The following is a 19,196-nucleotide window of genomic DNA, read 5'->3' as shown; positions in this document are numbered from 1 at the left end:
CGCGCCCTCATGGGGCCTCCCCATCGTGAGCGACGAGGCTCCCTCTCGCGGGGGAGAGTTCTGGTACGACCGGGTCGGCGTCGTCGGCGGGCCTCGGCGTCACCTGACACCATCAACCACGGCAGACCCAGCAATACGGGTGATACGCGAACTTTGTCGCGATGCTTTCCATCCAAGATCCTGTGACACTTGTTGCGGGAGATCCGCTGCGAATCGGGGACTACTGGCTCGCCGGGCGGCTGGGCGCGGGCGGTCAAGGCGTGGTCTACGAGGCGTACGACCAGGATGGGCGCCGGGTGGCGGTCAAGATGCTGCACGGCGTCGACGTGAGCCTGCTGCAGCGCGAGGTCACCGCGGCCCGCAGGGTCTCCTCCTTCTGCACGGCGGGCGTGATCGAGGCCGACCTCACCGGGCCCAGGCCGTACCTGGTCAGTGAGTACGTGGAAGGTCCCAGCCTGGGCGGCGCGGTACGAGGCGGCAGGGTCTTCACCGCGGGAGACCTGCACAGGCTCGCGACCGGCATCGCCACCGCGCTGACCGCCATCCATGACGCGGGCGTGATCCATCGGGACATGAAGCCCGACAACGTGCTGCTCGGTCCCGACGGTCCGAGGGTGATCGACTTCGGGCTGGCGCGCACGCTGGAGATGTCGCTGACCGCGACAGGCCTGATCTCAGGGACACCCACCTACATGGCGCCCGAGGTGTTCACGGGCGAGCGGGCGGGGGCGCCCGCCGACGTGTTCGCGTGGGGCGGGATCATGCTCTTCGCCGCGACGGGCAGGGATCCGTTCAAGGCCGAGACGCTCGGTGCCGTCATGCACCAGGTCATGTCGGTCGAGCCCGACCTCACCTGCCTGCCCGAGTCGCTCAGGCCGCTGGTCCACGCCGCGCTGCGCAAGGACCCGCTGCTGCGGCCCACGGCCCGCGCCCTGCTGCTCGCCCTGATCAGCGGCGACGGCCAGCTCGACACCGCCAGGCTGCTGGCCGAAGGCGGCAGGGCCGCACAGCTCACCACGGACGCCCGTGATCCCGGCCTCGGCCCGCTCGCGGAGGAGGCGTACGGCATGCTGAGCCCCGCCGACCGCGAACTGGCCGCGCAGGTCTTCCTGCGGCTGGTCACGGTGGACGAGGAGGGCGAGCTGTCCGTACGGCGCGCGCGTCTGAGCGAGTTCGCCGAGGCGCAGGGCGTCCTGCGGGTGTTCGGCTACCTCCTGGAGACCAGCGGCGACGAGGTACGGCTGGCCAGGCCCGCGCTGCCGCACGCCTGGCCCAGGTTCCGCCGCTGGATCGAGATGAACAGGGACGGCCTCGCCGCCCACCGCGACATCCTGGCCGCCGCCAGGCGGTGGGACGACCGCGGCAGGCGCGACGGCGACCTGTTCGCGGGGCACTCGCTGGAGAACGCGCTGCAGTGGGCGGCCACCGGCCGCAAGGACATCACGCTGGCCAGGTTCGAGCGGGACTTCCTCGACGCGGGGGCCGCGCTGGGCCGCCGCAGGGCGCGCAGGACCAGGCTGCTGTCGATGAGCCTGGCCGTCCTGTTGGTGGTCTCGCTGGCCGCCACAGGGGTGGCGCTCTGGCAGGGCAAGGTGGCCGACGACCGGTTCAGGGCCGCGGAGGCGGCCAGGATCGCGGCGGCCGCGGGGACGATCCGCGCCACCGATCCAGGGCTCGGCGGGCTGCTGAGCGTCGCGGCCTGGCGGCTCCACCCGACCCCTCAGACCCGCAAGGCCATGAACGACTCCCTCGCCAAGCGCGAGACCGCCATGTTCCAGGACCCCGCGACCGAACCCGAGACGATCCGCACGCTCAGCGCCGACAGCAGGACCCTGGTCAGCGTCAGCGCGAACGAGGCGCGCCTGTGGGACGTGGTCGGCCGCCGTCAGGTCGGAAGCGTGAAGCTCGGCGTCAAGGGCACGCCGATCGACGTGGCGCTGAGCCCGTCGGGCCAGGTGCTGGTGGTCCTGACCAGCAGGGGCGTCCATGCGTGGGAGGTCAAGACGGGCAAGGTCAGACGCGCGTGGCCGTTCCGCACCGCCCTCGGAGGCGACCAGTTCGACCTGGCCGCCGTCATGTTCGGCACGGTCGACCGCTACGTGCTGCTCGAGCGGGAGACCCTCACGCTCTGGGACCTCGAGACGGGCAGGACCGCGGCCTATCCCGGCGTGGGCAGCGGCGCGATGACTCCGGACGGGTCCGCGCTCTACCTGCGCCACGACGACAGGACGATCGCCAGGTTCGCGCTGCCCAGCCTGAGACGCACCGGGACCAGGCCCGCGCAGGAAGCGTGCAAGCACTGCCCCGACCCGCCGGCCGTCACCAAGAAGGGCTGGCTGGTCGAGGTGCTGCCCGGAGGGCGGCTCGGCACGGCGGACCTGTCGGACCCGACGGTGTTCACGATCGACTCCTTGATCGACAGCGGCGTCGACCGATGGAACCAGGGAAGCCTGGTCTTCAGCCCTGACGAGAAGCTGTTCGCTTCGGCGACGGACGACGAGATCCAGCTCTGGGGTGAGGGCATGCTTCTCACCACGCTCACCGTCAGCTCCGCCCCCGACCCCAACCAGTGGGCGGCCAGTGCGATGTCACCGCAGCCGCGATTCGACCCCGACGGGAAGACGCTGCGCTACCTCAGCGAGGACCGCGTGTTCTTCCTCGACTACTCGGCGCTCACCACCCCGGCCGACCCCGAGTCGACCACTGCGGCGATCAGCCAGGACGGCGCCCAGAGCCTTGAGCTGCGCAGCAGCGACACCGCCGCCGACGCCGCCTACCTCAACGGTGCGGGCAGACGCAGACCGCTGCTGCGCGGCGGGCCCACCGGCGAGCTCGACTACCTCGGCGCGGCCTTCAGCCCTGACGGAAAGCAGGTCGCCCTGGCCACCTTCGAGATCTCCGGCGCCTTGTCCGACGACGTGGAGAACACCACCCGCCTCCGGGTCTACGACACCGCGAGCGGTAAGGAGATCAAGCGGCTCACCCTGAGCGAGAGCGGCCAGGCCTTCCTGCTCGGCTTCAGCCCTGACGGCGGCAAGGTCGCGGTGCATCTGCAGCTGTCGGACGACTCGACGAAGTCCACGCTCCAGCTCTGGGACTGGAAGGCAGGCCGCGCGCTGTGGTCGGCCAAGCTGAACGAGCTGAAGGACGTCGCCTTCGCCCGCGACGGGTCCAGGCTCGCGGTGCTGGCGCAGCGCTCAGGCCTGCTGGACGCCGCGACGGGCAAGCCCACAGGGAGCGCGCTGGTCGCCACCGGCAGGGCGACCAGCCTCGTCTTCGCCGTGTTCACCCGCGCGGGAGATCTCGTCACCGCGGACAGCAGAGGACGTCTCACGGTCTGGAACCACGAGGGCTCGCCCCGGACGGTCATCAGGGGCGCCTCCGGCGCCCCCACGGCGCCGATCGCGGTGTCACCGACCGAGGACCTGGCCGCCGTCGTCGGCGGTGACGGCCGGCTCCGTCTCTACGACCTGGCGCTGGGACAGCCGGTCGGCGCGGTGGTGGACGACGATCGGGGGACCGTCCAGCGGGCGGCCTTCACCTCCGACGGCGCCAGGTTGATCACCTTCGACCAGTACGGTGGGCGGCACGAATACCCCGTCGCGGCGTCGGCCGTCGCCGACGCCCTCTGCGGCCGATCCGGCAGAACGCTCACCGAGCAGGAGTGGGCGGCCCACCTGCCGGACGTCCCCGCGGTCGAGGTGTGCGGCTGACCGCACGGGCCGACGCCGCCGCCCTGAGCCCGCCTTCAGCGACTCGTGAAAGGCGGGGTGACAGGCGCTTCGAGGAGTCGAGCCCGGCGGAGGGCGCGGGCGCGGGCACGCCCTGTGACGGTGTACCACTGGACGGCCAGCACGGCGGCCAGGCCGAGTTCGACCAGATCGCCGCCGTAGTACATCAGCTGGGCGCCGGTGCGCAGATCGGGGACGGCGAAGCCGGTGCCGGGCGGGGGAGCGGCGTACAGGGTCTTGGCCAGGACGGCGTGAGCGGCCCCCGCCGCGAGCAGCGTGGCCGCGCGCCACGGCAGGCTCCAGCGCCTGCGCAGCGGGTCGAGCTGACAGACGGAGAAGGCCAGCAGGAAGCCGGCCGCCACGACGTGGACGTGGACGGCGGCGTGCAGCCATGGCCGCTCGTGGGCGGCGGCGAGCAGCGGCGTGCGGTACAGCATCCACAGCCCGCCCAGATCCAGCACCGCCGCCGTCGGCGGGAAGACCAGCCACGACGCCGGACGTGAATGCGCCATCGCCAGCAGCCCGCGCCGCGGGGCACCGGGCCGCAGCGCCCGCAGCGCCAGCGTCAACGGGCGTCCCAGCGCCATCAGCAGCGGAGCGGCCATCCCCGCGACCAGGTGCTGGGCCATGTGAGCGGTGAACGGCTCCCCTGGCGGTTCCAGCGTGGCGGCGGCCACCAGGGACAGGCCGCCGGCGGTGAACCAGGCGGTTCGCCGCCACGACCAGGCGTCGCCCCTGCGGCGCAGCCGTCGCGCCGCCGCCAGGTAGAGGGCGACCGCCAGCAGGCCGGTGACCGCTGCCGCCACCTGCCAGGCGTCCAGCCAGGCGGAGGCGTGCTCGTGCGCCGTCACCCCTCGGTGTCCTTCGGGCCCGGCGCGCGCCGGGCCCTGAGAGCCAGCCCGGCGCCGATGAGCAGCAGGACCGCGCCCGCGGCGTTCCATGCCAGGTCGTACGGCAACAGCTCGACCCCGTACCGGATCTGGTGCACCCGCAGCACCTTGTGGTCGACCAGGCCGTCGAACAGTTGGAAACCGCCCAGCCCCAGCAGCAGCCCGGCCCAGGCGTGGCCCGGTGACAGCGCGCGGCGGCGACGCAGATCGGCCCACATCACGAACCCGGCCACCAGGGCGAGCAGTTCGGCGGTGTGCAGCAGGCCGTCCGACAGCAGTCCGACCGCGGGGGTGGAGCGGTCGTAGAAGTGATGCCAGCCCAGGAGCTGGTGGAAGACGATCTCGTCGACCGCCGCCATCACCGCCACCCCGATCAACGCCGCGGCCGCCGTCGACCGCCCGGACTGCGGCGAAGAGCGCGGCACACCCACGATCGTGATGGTCCTTCCCCCGAGGCCCGATCCCGAGTCTGGCCTACCCCTCACGAAGGCGATCACTCGCTCCCGCCTCAGGCGAGGGCCCGGTGCTCCTGGCCCGCTTCCATGGCGGCCGACAGGTCCGTACGGCGGGCGAACGGCACGAAGACGGCCAGGATGAGCAGCGCCAGCCCGGTGGCGACGGCGAACACCGTCCGCACGTCGAACAGCTCCGCGCCCACCCCGGCCAAAGCGGCGCTGACCGGGATGACGCCCCAGCTGAGCACCCGCGACGCCGAGTAGATGCGCCCCAACAGATCCGGCGGTGACAGGTTCTGCCGGATCGTGGCGACCAGGATCCGCCAGATGCTCGAGCCGGCTCCCGCGACCACCGCACCCGCTGCCACGGCCCACACCGGAGCGTCGAAGGCCACCGGCGCCACCAGCAGGACGGTGCCGACGGCGTCCGCGATCAGCAGCGTGGTCACGCCGAACCGCCGCCACAGCCGCTCGACCACCATCGAGGCGAGCAGTCCTCCGACGGCCATCGCGGTCAGCAGCAGGCCGTACTGGGCGGCGGTGAGACCGAGCGGGCCTGGACGCACGGCGTAGACGACGAGCAGCGCGGTCGCGGCCGCCCAGACCACGTTCATCGCGGCGGTGAACAGCGTGAGCGCCCGCACCACCGGCTGCCGCCACAGGTGGAGGAATCCCGCGACGACCCCGCCGCTCCCCGCGGCCCGTGGGCCGCCCTCCTGTGACAGGGGCTCGACCGGCGGGCGGCGCAGCGTCATCGCCGCGATCCCGGCGACCGCCAGGACGTACAGGCCCGCGCTCACGCCCGTGGCCAGGGCCAGGGTGAGGCCCGCCAGCAGCCCCGCGAGCGGCGGCCCCACCAGCTGGTTGGTGACGTTGATGGTCGCCTCGATCCGCGCGTTCGCCCTGCCACGACCGGCCGGTTCGACGACCGAGGGGATGGTCGAGGTCAGCGCGGTGTCGACCAGGGTCTCGCCGACGCCGAGCAGCACGGCCGCGGCCAGGAGCAGCGGCAGCGACAGCGTGCCGGTGAGGTGGCCGGCCGTGAGCCCCGCCAGCACGAGCCCCCTGACGATGTTGACGCCGCTCAGCAGGGCGCGGCGGTCGACCCTGTCGACGATCCAGCCGGCGTGCAGCCCGAAGATCGGCCAGGCCAGGGTGAGCGCCGTCGTCACGGCCGCCACGCCGCCGGGTGTGGCGTCGACGGCGAGGGCGAGCAGCGGCAGGACGAACAGGGCCATGCCGTCACCCAGGTTCGCCGCCCCGGTGCCGAACCACAGCCCGTTGAACGATCGGCCCAGTGAGGCGGGTAGAACGCGCATGGAGTCTCACCTGTCAAAGCCATTTGATCGGTAATATCGGCCTCAGGCTATCTCACCTGTCAATAGCCGATAGAGGGTGAGAGAATGGCCGCATGACCCCTGTCGAGCTGGTCGGCAACGCGCTCTGCCTTGACTTCGCGAACACCGTCAACAGCAGGCCGGTGGCGCGGCGGGACTGGATGGCCACCCCCGAGGAGGCGACGACCTGGGCGGAGGCCGCGGGCCGTCCGATCGAGGACCCGCGCGGCCTCGCCGCCGCGCTGCCCGCCGCCCGCGAGCTACGCGAAGCCGTCTTCAGGGTGTTCGAGGCGCTGGCGCACGAGGACGGTCCGCCGCGGCAGGACCTCGACGCCATCGCCGTCCTGTACGCCGAGGGCGTCGCCCGCAGCCACCTCGAGGCGCACGGCGCGGGGTACCGGCTGGCATGGGAGGCGCCACGGACGGCGGAGATCCTCCTCTGGGAGGTCGCGGCCTCGGCTGTCGAACTCCTCACCCACGGGCAGCTGGAGCGGCTGGGAGCATGCCCCTCGTGCTGCTGGCTGTTCCTCGACACCAGCAAGAACGGCAGACGCCGGTGGTGCAGCATGGCCTCCTGCGGCAGCCGCGACAAGGCCCGACGCTACTACGCCACCCGCTCCACGCCCTGATCGTCAGGCCGTCAGCACCGCCGACCACCCTCCGGCTCCAGCGAGACCGGCAGGCAGCGTGCGGGCCCCGTGCCAGAACGTCCGGTCACCCCGACGCGTTCAGGGTGTCACGGCCACCTGGGATCTCGCCCTTCTTCACCGTGGGGGCGAGTGCCCTCGCGACCGTCTCGCCCCGCGCGGACAGCCGGTACCCGACGTCCAGGCTCTCGGTCAGGCCCAGCTCCTTGAGCCTTCGGACGTCGCTTTTCAGCGCCGCTGTCCGCCTGCCGAGCCGCTCGGCCAGAACGGCGGCAGGGGTCATGGGCCGCTCCTGGATGAGCAGGAGCAGATCCACGGTCCAGGGAGTCCGGCGGCTGGCCCTGTCGATGCGGTCCAGCGCCAGACGGACCTCGGCGATCTCCTCGGCGTCGAGGTCGCCCCGCTCGCGCAGCTCGGTTCGGGGATCGGGACCGCTCAGGTGGAGGGCGATCCTGAAGAGGGTGCCGTCGGGGGCCAGGTCCTTCCACAGGTCGTCCAGTGAGGCGTAGCCCGCGCTCGCGGCGTCCTGCGGTGTCACGTCGTCCGCGGCGTACTCCTCGACCCCGTCGATCTCCACGACGCCGACAGGGGTGCGCAACCGGCTTCCCCCGCGTACGCCGCAGCGCTTCCAGCGGCGGAAGGCAAGGGTGACGCTCCCGTCCGCGATGCCTTCCAGGATTGTCTGCCTGAACAGCACGGCTCCCCCTCCGGCGATGATCGACCAGCCTATGCCTCACAGCGGACGAGCGCCCGCCCTCCACCAGGGGAGAGCGGGCGCACGCCATGCGGATCAGCGCTGGTCGGGAGCCGGTGCTAGCCGCAGTGCTCGAAGGGGCTGTCGTAGACCGCCGAGCCTGCCTTGCCGCCCCACCTGACGCACTTGTCGGCCGCGCTCGCGCGCACAGGACCGGCGTAGTAGGCGAAGTTGCCCGAGTCGGTGACTCGCGTCCTGCCCTGCACCTCCAGGTAGGCGCTGGTGGCGGTGGCCGTGCCGAGCGAGGTCTTCTTGATGGTGGCCACGCAGTTGTAGCCGTTGGCCGAGTTGTACAGCAGGTAGACGGTGCCCGCCGTGCCGAGGGCCGCCGAGTCGATCACCTTGTACCCGCTGCCGCACACCGACTCGGCGGTGTGCGGGTTGCTGCCGCCGCTGCCGCCGGTGACGTACTGCATGTACTTGGTCCAGTCCCAGTACGGGCCAGGGTCGGTGTGGTCGGCGCCGGGAACCTGGTGGTGCCCGACGATGTGGGTGCGGTCCTTGGGGATGCCGTACCTGTCGGCGATGCTGCGGGTCAGCGCCGCCGAGGCCCGGTACATGGTGTCGGTGAACCAGGAGGCGTTGTTGACGTAGCCCTCGTGCTCGATGCCCACCGAGCGCCTGTTGTAGTCGCCCGCGTGGAAGGCCCTGTCCTTCTCCCGCACCATCTGGGTGATGTCACCGTCGGAGGAGCGGATGACGTAGTGCGCGGAGGTGGGGTTGGGCCTCGGTCCCTGCTGGAACCAGGAGATGGTCCCCGCGTAGGAGCCCTGCGCCACGTGGATGACGATGCGGTCGATCGCGTCGCTGGTGGGACGGCTGGAGACGGCGTAGTTGCTGCTGTGCGCCGGCACCCAGTGAGCCGAGGGGTAGTCCACGGCCGCGGCCGCGGCGCTGGTGTTCAGGTCGCGCGCCCTGGCGTAGGCCCCGCGGTCGGGCTCGACGGCCTGCGGCCGCACGGTGACGCTCTCGCCGTCCGCCGTGTCGGCGTCGACGCCCTCGGCCAGCAGGTCGTAGACGGTGTCGGCGTACAGCCTGGCGACGTCGGGCGAGGCGGCGTTGCCGTACTTGGCGACCACGGGGTACCACTTGGCCGGGTCCTTGCGGGCCGCCGCGTCGAGGCCGAGGTCGTCGGCGTAGGCGCGCAGGACGGCCGCGCCGCCCGCGATGTTGGCCGCGTCGTCGGACTTCAGCGCGGAGACCGGCTGGTTCGTCAGCTTGGCCGCCCGCTCCAGCGTGTGCGCGGTGGGGTTGCTGACCAGGTGCATGACGCCGTAGCCGCCGCTGGCGCTGGGCTCGCCTTCGTGCCCGTCGAGATGGGTCTCGGCGAAGGCGAGCGTGACCAGCAGGTCGCGCGGCACCTCGTAGGTGGCGGCCGCGCGGGCGAACGCGTCGGTCATGGGATCAGCGGAGACGGCGTTGGCCGGCTGTCCCGTCAGGAGGGAGAGGGGGATGAGTGAGCCGGCCAGCAGAGCAGCCGAACGGCGGAGTCGAGCCTTCACAGGTTCTCCTCGAAGGGTTGGGGGGTTCTCACGCGTCAGCCGCAGTGCTCGAAGGGGCTGTTGTAGACGTCGGAGCCTGCCTTGCCGCCCCACTTGACGCACTTGCCCGGCGCGCTGGCCTGTACGGGGCCGGCGAAGTAGGCGAAGTTGCCGCTGTCGGTGACGCGACTCTTGCCCTGCACCTCCAGATAGGCGCTGGTGGCGGTGGCCTTGCCGAGTGAGGTCTTCTTGATCGTGGCGACGCAGTTCTTGCCGCTGCCCGCGCTGTACAGCAGGTGGACGGTGCCCGCTGTGCCCAGCGCCGCGGAGTCGACCACCTTGTAGCCGCTGCCGCAGACCGACTGCGCGGTGTGCGGGTTGGTGGCGCCGCCGCCTCCGCTGCCGCACTTGTTCTTGGACGTGAGGGTCTGGATCGGGTAGCCGAACGTGGCTCCGTTGAAGACGGCCCTGCGGATGTTGCCGGGGTAGCCCTCGCCCTGACGGACCTCGTAGTGCAGGTGGGACGAGATGTTGTTGCCCGGCTTGCTGGTCCTGCCGACCGTGCCGATCTGCTGGCCCTGGGTGACGCGGGCGCCCGCGCTGACGCTACGGACGGTCAGGTGCGCGTAGAAGGTCGTCCAGCCGCCGCCGTGGTCGATCTTGACGAGGTTGCCGAAGCCGTTGGCCGAGCCCTGGTGGGAGGAGATGACCACCGTGCCGGCGGCGGCGGCCACGACGGGGTCTCCGCGGTCGGCCTCGGCCGTGCTGCCCCGGTTGAAGTCGATCTCATAGGCCCTGTGGGCGCTGCTCCCGCTGTTGTTGCCGACCCAGGTCTGGCCGCAGGGGAAGGGGAGCTGGAAGTTGGTGCTCGCCATGACCGTGGCCGATCGCTCGGCCACGGTGGCCTCGTTCGGCGGGTCGTTGTCCTCGTCGGCCGCGGGGGCCGGCGTGGCCGTGGAGTTCGGCTGCGCGGCCGTGGGACTCGGCGTGGGGCTGGCCGGTGGGTTCGCGGCGGCAGCGGCCGTCGCTCCGGTGAACCCGAGCAGGCCGGGTAGCAGGACCAATCCTGCTGTGAGCACCCCGTTGAGTCTCATGCGGATCCTTTCTGCGGCGCGAGAGGCGAAGACCCGGCTCGCGCCATGTGCTGTCCGTGGAGCTGTCGAAAGGCTCTTGTTGCGGCTCAAGAGTGCGAGGAATCCATACAAAGAACATCCGAAATCGGTATAAAGAGCTTCCAGTACGCACAGCAACCAGTTGCAAGCCTCCATTGAGGAGTACCTGCGTCATGGTGGTTGATCAGCCTGTCTTCAGCGTTCTCGGTTCTTTGCTGGTCCGGATGCCGGAGGGGAGACTTCCCGTCGCGGGCACCAAGCCGCGGGTCCTGCTGGCCTCGCTGCTGCTCGACGCGAACCGGGTGGTCAGCTCGGATCTGCTCGTGGAGGTGCTGTGGCCGCAGCGCCGCCCGCAGTCCGCGCTGGCCAACCTCCGTACCTACGTCAGCTCCTTACGGGGAACCCTCGCAGCGGTCGGCGCGCAGATCCTGGCCAGGCCGTCCGGCTACGCGATCGAGCTGGAGGCAGAGCAGCTCGACGCGCTGCTGTTCGAGGACCTGATCGCCAGGGCGAGGGCGGCGGGCGACGACGAGGAGGCCTCCGAGCACCTGCGCGGGGCCCTCGCGCTCTGGCGGGGCACGCCGTTGGGCGATCTGCCGGCCAGCCCGTTGTGGGACGAAAGGCTGCTCTCGCTCACGGAGGCGCGGTTCGGCGCCACCGAGGAGCTGGCCGCCATGAGAATGGCGAGAGGGGAGTACGCGGCCGCGATCGGCGACCTGAAGGAGCTGGTCGCGGTCCATCCCTTCAGAGAGGATCTCTGGCGGCAGCTGATGCTCGCCCTGCACGGCAGCGGACGGCAGGCCGAGGCGCTGCAGGCCTACAAGACCGTCAGGCGGCAGCTGGTCGACGAACTCGGCGTCGAGCCGGGGCCTGACCTGCGCATGGTGCACGCCGCCGTCCTCGCGGGAGAGTCGCCTCCCGTCGCGCCCGCCGCGAACGCGCTCCAGCAGTCACCGCCGCGTTCCGCACGAAGCGTCGTCGCGCCCCAGCAGCTCCCGCCGGACATCCCTGACTTCACAGGGCGAGCCGACGCCGTCGCCACGCTGACGCGGGCCCTGGCGGAGGCGGGACGGCGGCCGGAGGGACCGCCGGCGATCGCCGTGGTCGTGGGGCCGCCCGGCGTGGGCAAGTCGGCGCTCGCCGTGCACTGCGCGCGCGCCGTACGGGCCGACTATGCGGCGGGGCAGCTCTACCTCAGCCTCGGCGGTACGGCGGATGCCCCCGCCGACCCCGCCGAACTCCTGGCGGAGGCGTTACGCGCGCTGGGGACGGACGAGAAGGACCTGCCGCCCACGACGCACGAACGCTCGGCCCTGTACCGCTCCTTGCTGGCGGAACGCCCCATGCTCGTCTTCCTCGACGACGCCGCCGACGCCGCCCAGGTGCGGACGCTGCTGCCCGGCAACGGTTGCGCGGTGCTCGTGACGAGCAGGCGGCGGATCACCGAGCTGCCCGGCGCGCTCCAGCTCGACCTGGACGTCCTGTCACCCGCGGAGGCCGAGGAGCTCCTGGAGAAGATCGTGGGCGTCGAACGGCTGCGAGAGGAGAGGGAGGCCGCCGCGACGATCGTGCGCTCCTGCGGCTGTCTGCCGCTCGCCGTCAGGATCGCGGGAGCCAGGCTCGCGGGACGGCCGGACTGGCCGCTGAGCGCGCTGCGGCAGCGGCTGGAGGACGAGGCGAACAGGCTCGACGAGCTGAGAGCCGGCGACCTGGAGGTACGCGACTCCTTCGACCGCACCTACCGGCAGCTGCCCGACGACGTGGCCACGGCCTACAGGACGCTGGGTTTGCTCGGCCCGCGGTCCATGCCCGGCTGGGTGGTCGACGCGGTCCTGGACCGTCACAGGACCGAGACCGTGGTGGACGCGCTCGTGGACGTGAACCTCGTGCGGCTGGCGGGCACGGACGCCATCGGCCAGCTTCGCTACCAGCTGCACGACCTGGCCCGCTGCAACGCCAGGGAGAAGGCCGGAGGCGACGTCGAGCGTCACGCGCTGACCCGGGTGCTCGGGGCGTGGATGAGCGCCACCGAGCAGGCCTCCGCACGGCTGCCGACCACGCTCTTCAGCCTGACCTCCCCGACGGCGCCCCGGTGGAACCCCGAGGGAGACACCTTCGGACTCCTGACCGCCGACCCTCTCTCGTGGCTCGACGCCGAGCGGGAGTCGCTGGTCGGTGCCGTACGGCTGGCCGCCGACGCCGGACTGACGCAGGCCTCATGGGGCCTGGCCGCGGCGCTCGTCCCCTACTTCGACCTTCACTGCCGGTACGAGGAGTGGCGGCACACCCATCAGATCGCCCTGGAGTCCGCGCGCACGGCAGAGGACCTCAACGGCGAGGCCGCCATGCTCCGGGGACTGGCCCAGGTCTGCCTGTACCAGGACCGGTACGCCGAGGCGGAGGAGATGCTCAGGAGATCGCGCGCGATCTTCCACGAGCTGGGTGACAGACGCGGCGAGGCCATCTCGATCTGCGGGCTGGGAGCCGCCAGCCAGTTCTCCGGCGACCGGCTCAAGGCGCTCGGCTACTTCAGGCAGGCGCTGTCGATGTTCCTCGCCATGGACGACCCGAGCGGCGAGGCCTACGCGCGGCAGGCGATCGGACGGGTGTACCTGACCCTGCAGGATCTCGGCCAGGCCTCGAGATGGCTGGGGCAGGCGCTTCGGCTGGCCGAGGAGCTCGGCGACGCCCATCGTGAAGGTTGCGTGTCCATGCAGCTGGGGCGCCTGTACGGCCTGGCCGCCGAATCCGACAGGGCGATGCGCGTCCACGAGCACGCGCTCGGCATCTTCGAGACACTCGGCGACAGGCACTGCGGCGCCTACGCCATGCAGAACCTCGGCGGCCTGCGGGCGGTCAACGGCGACCGGTCCCACGGCTCCGACCAGCTGGAGCGGTCATTGGCGATCTTCCAGCAGCTCGGTGACAGGAGCGGAGAGGCCGCCACGTTCCAGACGCTCGGCGAGCTGTACCGCTCGGCAGGCCGCACGACTCTCGCCCAGGAGTACCTGCACCACGCCCATACGCTGCGGCGCGACCTGCGGGAAGGCGCGGGCGCCTGCGTCCGCTGAGCCAGGGGTCAGGGCCCGATCTCCCGCGCCGGATACACGCCGACGTCCTTGAGCACCCGGTCACCGAGCGGCGCGTCGAGCTCGACGGCGAACGGGGTGGCCGGACTGCCCTGGCACGTCTGCGCTCCGCCCTGCGGCTCCACCCCGATGATCAGGCGCACCTCCTGCGGGGTCTCCTCCCGCGAGAACACCCGCACCCGGCCCTCGGCCGCGCGCCCGCTCGCGCACGCGCGCTCGGTGACCAGCAGGTGGACCGTGCCCTGCGTCCTGGCCAAGGGCCTGGCCGGGTCCAGCGTGAGGTCGGCCACGCCCAGCGCGTCCATCTTCCTCCGCAGGTCGCAGCGCGTGGAGGTGCGCAGGTGCCAGCCTGGGCGGCCGTCGGCTCCCCTCGGGCCGAACCGCTCGACCTTCAGCAGAGCGTGGGTGAACGTCGTGCCCTGCTCGCGCACGTCGGGCCGTTCGAGCTGACGGACGAGCGTCAGCCGGTCGGTGCCGTCCTCGACGATCCGCCAGGCGGCCAGGTCGCCGACCGGTCCCACGCCTGTGCCCTTCAACGCCTCGCGCCCGTCCTGCCCGAGCTCTGTCGCCGGCCGTCCCCTCTTCAGGACGTCCAACGGGACGTCCTCGCCATGACAGGCATGGGCCGCCTCCATCGACAGCCCCGGTGTCCCGACGGCACCGCACCCTGCCGCCAGCGCGCTGGCGACCGACAGGACGGCGACCCATGCTCGCGTCATCGAAACTCCTCTCTGCCTGACGACGTGAGCGACCCTGCCGAGGTTCACAGGGAACCGCCGCCCCGCGGCCCGGGGTGGCGGTCACAGGTACTGGCCGGTCCTGCCCTCCTCGGGGGTGTGCGAGGGGCTCGCCACGATGTCCGAGGCCAGCAGCGCCCTGACCTCCTCGCTCGTCGGGTTCGGCAGCGCCAGGATGCGCTCGGCCTGGAGCGCCGTCGCGCGGTCGAGCAGGTTGCGCACGACGCGGCCGTTGCCGAAGGACTCCCCCCGTGGGATCGCCCGCAGCGCGCGGCGGACCTCGTCGCGCGCGTCGCCGTACAGGACGAGACCCGCGTCCGAGGCCATGGACTCGAAGATCGCGACGAGCTCGTCCTCGGAGTAGTCGGGGAACCGCACCGTGGTGGGGAAACGCGAGGCCAGCCCTGGATTGGCCGCGAGGAAGTCCTTCATCCTGTTGTCGTAACCGGCGGCGATCACGACCAGGTCGTCTCGGTGCTCCTCCATCAGGCGCAGCAGTTCGGCGATCGCCTCAGGGCCGTAGGAGTTGTGCGAGCCGCCTGGCGTGAGCGCGTACGCCTCGTCGATGAAGAGCACGCCGCCCAGCGCGCTTTCGACCGCCGCGCGCACCTTGGGCGCGGTCTGGCCGAGGTACTCGGCGATCAGGTCGGCGTGGGAGACCTCGACCAGATGGCCGGACGACAGCAGGCCCAGCCGCGCGTACGCCGAGGCGACGAGCCTGGCGACGGTCGTCTTGGCCGTGCCGGGGTTGCCCGTGAACACCAGGTGCCTGGTGGGGGAGGTGATCGGCAGGCCCGCCGACCTGCGCAGGCGGTCGGCCTCGACCTCGGCGGCCAGCAGCCGCACCTCGCGCTTGACCGGCTCGAGGCCGATCAGCGCGTCGATCGCGGCGAGCGGGTCGTCGGAGGGACCGGTGCTCACGCGGGCGGCGGCGGTGCCGGGGACGTCCTCGGCGAGGATCTCGTGCAGCGACTCGTCCCCGTCGATCACCCCGTCGGCCAGCACCCGGCGTGACTGCATGGCCACCGACCGCTCCAGCAGGCGCAGCGCGAGGCGGGCGCCCGCCGCCTCCGGCCGCGCCGATCGGACGATGTTCCCCACCTTGGCCAGAACCCCCTCGCGAAGGGTGAATCCGGCCTCGGCCGCCTTGATCTCGTAGAGGGCGACCACCTGGTCGCCGGTGAGGTCGGGGAAGCGCACGACCTTCGGGAAGTACTCCGCCAGCTCCGGCGAGGACTTCAGCAGACCGTTGACCGCTCCATCGGGTCCGCACAGGACGACCACCAGGTCCTCGCGGTGCGCCTGGACCCCCGCGAGCAGGGCGTCGACGACGTCGCGGCTGCGGGCCCTGTCGACGTCGATGCCGGGACGGGCGAGGTTGCCCGCGTCCTCGACGCACAGCACGCCGCCGAGGGCGCGGTCGACGGCACGCCGTACGTTCACCGTGGCGTCCCCGATGTGCTGCCCCGCCAGGTCGGCGCGGTCGACGGTGACCAGGTGACCGGAGGAGAGCAGCCCGAGCTCGGCGAACATCCGGCCGGCAAGGCCCGCCACCATGGTCTTGCCGGTGCCGGGACGGCCGGTGAAGACCAGGTGCGGCGCCCGCAGGGGTGAGGGCATCCCCGCCTCACGCCGCAGCCTCGCCGCCCGCGCCTCGGCGATGACGAGGGCGAGCTCCGCCTTGACCGGCTCGAGCCCGAGGCAGGCGTCCAGCCCGGTCCCCTGCGGGGAGGGGGCGGCGGGCAGGTCGGCGACGCTCACCCTGACGGAGCCCCGGCCGCGCGCCGAGGCGACGGCCGGCTCCGCGAGGTGTTCCATGAGGCGGGCGCCGCGCAGGTTGAGATGGCCCACCAGGCGGGCCGCGGTCTCCGCCGCGTCGTCGAAGGCCACCGCGTCCCGACGGGCGACGGCCCGCCTGAACAGCTCCGCCCGCTCGTTCTCGGTGAACTCGCGGGTGCGCGCGACGCGGAACTCGTGGAGCAGCGCAGGGTTGGCCTGCGCGAGCCCGAGGTCGCCACCCACCGCGCAGGTCGCGACCACGTGCAGGTGTCGTTGCTGCCGCAGCACCCGCCGCAGCTCTTCGAGGGCCACGGCCCCGCAGCGGCCGTACTCGCCGATCCGGTCCAGCCCCTGCAACACCAGCAGGTCGCCGTCCGCCAGATCCCTCGTTCTCGACAGCACGTGCAGCGCCGCCTCGCTGGCGTTCATGCTGGCGAAGACCTGGTCGGAGATGTGGACCACCTCGGGAGGGCCGTCGGCCCCCGCCAACGCGCGCCGCAGGATGTCGGCCGCCGTCATCCGTCCCGTGCTGTCAGGCCCCGCCAGCAGCAGCCGCGCCGGTCTCCTGCCGCCGCGCCACCTGGCCTCGACCACGGCACGGAGCGCCTCGGCCAGCTCCGGCTGACCGACCAGCTCGGCGGCGGGGTCGGTGTGGGGGCGCTGATCGGCGACGTACCTCGCCAGCAGCGGGTTGACGGCCCTGCGCGGCGCGCACAGCACGCGCAGATCCCGCTGGAACGCGGTGACCGGCAGCGAGCTTTCCGGATTCACCGCCGGACCTGGCAACCCCTGGACGGCGCCGGAGACCCTGATCGCCATGTCGAGCCAGGCACGGCAGGCCTCGGCCTCGCCCGCCAGCACCCCGCGCGCCAGCCACGACCGCACCATCGAGTGCCAGGAGTCGGCGTCGAAGCCCTCGCGCAGCCGGGAGAAGACCGCCTGCACCTGGGTGTACCTCGACAGGCCCAGGCTCATCGCCAGCTCGGCGGGGACCTCGCTGACCTCGGCCTGCGCGAGCAGGCAGGCCAGCGTCACCTCGTGTTCGAACGTGAGGGCGGTGCCAGGCAACGGTCCCGCACTCGTCGCGCCGGGCACGTGCTCGATGAGACGGGTGTGCGCGGCGAGGAAGCCCGAACAGGCCCAGTCCAGATAGCCGGCGGGTCCCAGGAGCTCGGGCAGTACGGCGAGCAGCTCGGGCTCGGCTCGCTCGGCCCACAGCCCTGGCAGCGCCTCCAGCGGCGCGACCCGATCCTCCTTGGCCAGGGCGGGATCCGCGGCGCGCAGGTCGTGCAGCGCGATCAGCGCCCTGCGCCGGGGCTCGAGCGGCTCGATGCCCGCGAAGACGTCCAGGCACCGGCGCGCGAGCCCCAACGCGAGCTCGCGCAGCTCCGGGTCGTCGCCGGTGCCGTCCATCAGCCAGTACGCGGGCGGAAGGAAGGGCGTGTCGCCCGACGACCACGTCCAGCTGCGGTTCGGCTGCCGCGGCTCGGCCACGAAGTCGCTCAACGTCTCGTAGGCGAGGTCGCAGGCCGAGCCCCCGCACAGCGCGACCGAGCCGACGAGGAACTGCAGCAGGTGCCACAGCTCCGCGCCGATCACGGTGGTGTCCTCGGCGAAGAAGCCGGGAAGCTCGACCGCGAGCGCCTCGGCCGCGGGATCGCCGTTCAGCGCGACGGCGCGCGCCCGCACCTGCTCGTACAGGCCGTCCGGGACTCGCCAGGGGCCGTAGGAGTACAGGTCCAGGACGGGGTCGTCGGAGAGCAGCAGCTGGAGGCTGCCGGGCAGGCTTGGGCGATCCATGGCGGGGATCTTACGTCAGCTCGACGATGCCGCTCGCACGCGATCGGACCCTCGCCCTGGACACCGATCGCGTCGGCAGGCAGGTCCACCTGTGCGGGCGGCCTGGCCTCGCGAGCTGGTCCAGCGTCGCGACAGCCTTGGCGAACAGCGCGTGGTCGGTCGGCCGCTCCCCATGACGACGGGCAGGCGAGCCGACGTCAGGAAGGGCCCGGGCCTCGTCCCTCACGGACTGCGGCCAGAATGTTCTCCGTTCGAATCAGTCGCCCAGCCCTGAAGGACCCCGGCATGAACCACCTCCTGCTCGATCTGAAGTACCACTGGGCCGTCTTCGGCCTCGCCGTCTTCAAGCCCGTGGTCACGCTGAACGGATACCCGGTGCCGGTCAGGTGGGGGCAGAACGTGATCCCTGTGGCGCCCGGCGCCTACCACCTCCACGTGCACGTCCCCGGCATCCTGCCGCCCCGGGTCGGCAACGCCGATCTCCAGGTGTGGGTCGCGCAGGGGCAGTCGGTGGCCGTGGAGTACCGCGCGCCGGTGTGGTCCTTCTCGCCCGGCACGCTCGGGCCTGCCCCGCAGCCGTGGAACGGACTGGCCTACCAGCTGGCGCTGCTGGGCGCCCTGCTCATCCCGCTGATCCTCATCCTCGGCCTGCTCGGCGCCGTGCTGGTGTCCATCGCGAACTAGACCCCTCACTGGTTGAGCCGCGCGGTGACCAGGTCGGTGAAACCGTTGGCCAGCAGGATGACGGCGATGGCGGTGAGGAGGATGCCGGCCACGCGGTCGAGGAGCATGGCCCCCTTCAGCGAGATGCGGCGTTTGACGTGCCCGGACAGGTACAGGGTCAGGCCGGTGAGCGCCGCGAAGCACACGACCGCGAGGGACAGGGCGAGCTTCTCCCGCATGCTTGTCGCCGCCGCCGAGGCGGCGACGCAGAAGGCGAAGGTGGTGCCGCCGACGGTCAGGGGAAAGGTGAGCGGGGTGAACAGGATCGACTTGACGTCGGCGACGGGCTCGGGCGGCGCCGCGACCCCCTGTTCCCTCTGCTCCTCCTGGCGTTGGAGCTTCTCCAGCTCTTCGACCGCCCCCGCCTGACCGCGCATGAGCGGGATGGCGGCGTAGGCGAGCGCGATGCCGCCGGTGGCGGTGAGAGCCGCGGTGCTGATCCCGAGCAGCTTGAGCAACGGCTCACCCACCCAGAGCGCGACGAGCACGAAGACCGCGACGTTGAGCGCCAGCCCCAGTGCCAGCCGGTTGACGTCCCTGTGCTCGTACGGGCGGACGATCGGCAGGTAGGAGGCCAGCGCGGCGACCGGACTGTAGAGCCCGAACAGCGCCAAGAACAGGATCAGTGCTGGGTGGGTCATCGTGGTGCTCCCGGATGGAC

The 19,196-nt window shown here is 72.0% G+C and carries 13 protein-coding genes; 4 read left to right on the top strand and 9 right to left on the bottom strand.

The genetic code is table 11. The annotated features are described in order from the left end of the window. Positions 1-182: 182 nt before the first annotated feature. Positions 183-3,713, top strand: a complete 3,531-nt coding sequence (locus tag ABFX55_RS26010) for a protein kinase domain-containing protein (protein ID WP_346125158.1) — start codon at positions 183-185, stop codon at positions 3,711-3,713. A 35-nt stretch (positions 3,714-3,748) separates the two neighbouring features. On the opposite strand, the gene ABFX55_RS26005 is transcribed toward ABFX55_RS26010, so the two are convergent. From ABFX55_RS26005 to ABFX55_RS25995, 3 genes are all read right to left on the bottom strand, one after another. After that, complete coding sequence (locus tag ABFX55_RS26005) at positions 3,749-4,582, bottom strand: cytochrome c oxidase assembly protein (RefSeq protein ID WP_346125156.1); 834 nt, start codon at positions 4,580-4,582, stop codon at positions 3,749-3,751. Continuing rightward, positions 4,579-5,046, bottom strand: coding sequence for a DUF2243 domain-containing protein (locus tag ABFX55_RS26000; RefSeq protein ID WP_346125154.1), 468 nt, complete (start codon positions 5,044-5,046; stop codon positions 4,579-4,581). The genes ABFX55_RS26005 and ABFX55_RS26000 overlap by 4 nt, the downstream gene beginning before the upstream one ends. An 83-nt stretch (positions 5,047-5,129) precedes the next feature. Then, positions 5,130-6,395: an MFS transporter gene (locus ABFX55_RS25995; protein ID WP_346125152.1), complete on the bottom strand. Its 1,266-nt coding sequence runs from the start codon at positions 6,393-6,395 to the stop codon at positions 5,130-5,132. A 92-nt stretch (positions 6,396-6,487) separates the two neighbouring features. On the opposite strand from ABFX55_RS25995, the gene ABFX55_RS25990 reads away from it, so the two are divergent. Continuing rightward, positions 6,488-7,042 carry a CGNR zinc finger domain-containing protein gene (locus ABFX55_RS25990; RefSeq protein WP_346125150.1) on the top strand — a complete coding sequence of 185 codons (555 nt, stop codon included), beginning with the start codon at positions 6,488-6,490 and terminating at the stop codon, positions 7,040-7,042. A gap of 85 nt (positions 7,043-7,127) precedes the next feature. On the opposite strand, the gene ABFX55_RS25985 is transcribed toward ABFX55_RS25990, so the two are convergent. From ABFX55_RS25985 to ABFX55_RS25975, 3 genes are all read right to left on the bottom strand, one after another. Then, positions 7,128-7,757 (bottom strand): hypothetical protein, encoded by a 630-nt coding sequence (locus ABFX55_RS25985; protein ID WP_346125149.1) that lies wholly within the window; start codon positions 7,755-7,757, stop codon positions 7,128-7,130. Between the two features lie 116 nt (positions 7,758-7,873). Then, positions 7,874-9,316 carry an N-acetylmuramoyl-L-alanine amidase gene (locus tag ABFX55_RS25980; RefSeq protein WP_346125147.1) on the bottom strand — a complete coding sequence of 481 codons (1,443 nt, stop codon included), beginning with the start codon at positions 9,314-9,316 and terminating at the stop codon, positions 7,874-7,876. Between the two features lie 35 nt (positions 9,317-9,351). Then, on the bottom strand, positions 9,352-10,389 hold the full coding sequence (locus tag ABFX55_RS25975; protein WP_346125145.1) for a M23 family metallopeptidase: 1,038 nt from the start codon (positions 10,387-10,389) through the stop codon (positions 9,352-9,354). 242 nt (positions 10,390-10,631) lie between these two features. On the opposite strand from ABFX55_RS25975, the gene ABFX55_RS25970 reads away from it, so the two are divergent. Further along, positions 10,632-13,478: an AfsR/SARP family transcriptional regulator gene (locus tag ABFX55_RS25970; protein ID WP_346125143.1), complete on the top strand. Its 2,847-nt coding sequence runs from the start codon at positions 10,632-10,634 to the stop codon at positions 13,476-13,478. 8 nt (positions 13,479-13,486) lie between these two features. On the opposite strand, the gene ABFX55_RS25965 is transcribed toward ABFX55_RS25970, so the two are convergent. Together ABFX55_RS25965 and ABFX55_RS25960 are read right to left on the bottom strand one after the other, a co-directional pair. Then, the gene (locus tag ABFX55_RS25965) at positions 13,487-14,215 is read right to left on the bottom strand and encodes a hypothetical protein (protein WP_346125141.1); all 729 of its coding nucleotides are present in this window, start codon (positions 14,213-14,215) and stop codon (positions 13,487-13,489) included. A gap of 81 nt (positions 14,216-14,296) precedes the next feature. Then, positions 14,297-17,812: an AAA family ATPase gene (locus ABFX55_RS25960; RefSeq protein ID WP_346125140.1), complete on the bottom strand. Its 3,516-nt coding sequence runs from the start codon at positions 17,810-17,812 to the stop codon at positions 14,297-14,299. A gap of 285 nt (positions 17,813-18,097) precedes the next feature. Between ABFX55_RS25960 and ABFX55_RS25955 the strand changes: the two genes are divergently transcribed. Then, positions 18,098-18,496, top strand: a complete 399-nt coding sequence (locus tag ABFX55_RS25955; RefSeq protein WP_346125138.1) for a hypothetical protein — start codon at positions 18,098-18,100, stop codon at positions 18,494-18,496. A 5-nt stretch (positions 18,497-18,501) separates the two neighbouring features. Here the strand turns inward: ABFX55_RS25955 and ABFX55_RS25950 are convergent, their stop codons facing one another. Continuing rightward, positions 18,502-19,176, bottom strand: a complete 675-nt coding sequence (locus ABFX55_RS25950; RefSeq protein WP_346125136.1) for a MarC family protein — start codon at positions 19,174-19,176, stop codon at positions 18,502-18,504. Positions 19,177-19,196 lie beyond the last annotated feature (20 nt).

It is taken from the genome of Nonomuraea roseola (genome assembly GCF_039535395.1).
GTDB classification, from domain to species: Bacteria; Actinomycetota; Actinomycetes; order Streptosporangiales; family Streptosporangiaceae; genus Nonomuraea; species Nonomuraea roseola.
Note: the sequence above shows the minus strand (reverse complement) of the source record. Positions and strands in the feature narration are given on the sequence as shown.

What these genes read in the sequence shown, in the direction of transcription:
- ABFX55_RS25970 (WP_346125143.1), top strand. Translation starts at nt 10,632, where the DNA reads ATGCCGGAGGGGAGACTTCCCGTCGCGGGCACCAAGCCGCGGGTCCTG.
- ABFX55_RS25975 (WP_346125145.1), bottom strand. Translation starts at nt 10,389, where the DNA reads ATGAGACTCAACGGGGTGCTCACAGCAGGATTGGTCCTGCTACCCGGC.
- ABFX55_RS25950 (WP_346125136.1), bottom strand. Translation starts at nt 19,176, where the DNA reads ATGACCCACCCAGCACTGATCCTGTTCTTGGCGCTGTTCGGGCTCTAC.
- ABFX55_RS25990 (WP_346125150.1), top strand. Translation starts at nt 6,488, where the DNA reads ATGACCCCTGTCGAGCTGGTCGGCAACGCGCTCTGCCTTGACTTCGCG.
- ABFX55_RS25955 (WP_346125138.1), top strand. Translation starts at nt 18,098, where the DNA reads ATGAACCACCTCCTGCTCGATCTGAAGTACCACTGGGCCGTCTTCGGC.
- ABFX55_RS25960 (WP_346125140.1), bottom strand. Translation starts at nt 17,812, where the DNA reads ATGGATCGCCCAAGCCTGCCCGGCAGCCTCCAGCTGCTGCTCTCCGAC.
- ABFX55_RS25995 (WP_346125152.1), bottom strand. Translation starts at nt 6,395, where the DNA reads ATGCGCGTTCTACCCGCCTCACTGGGCCGATCGTTCAACGGGCTGTGG.
- ABFX55_RS25965 (WP_346125141.1), bottom strand. Translation starts at nt 14,215, where the DNA reads ATGACGCGAGCATGGGTCGCCGTCCTGTCGGTCGCCAGCGCGCTGGCG.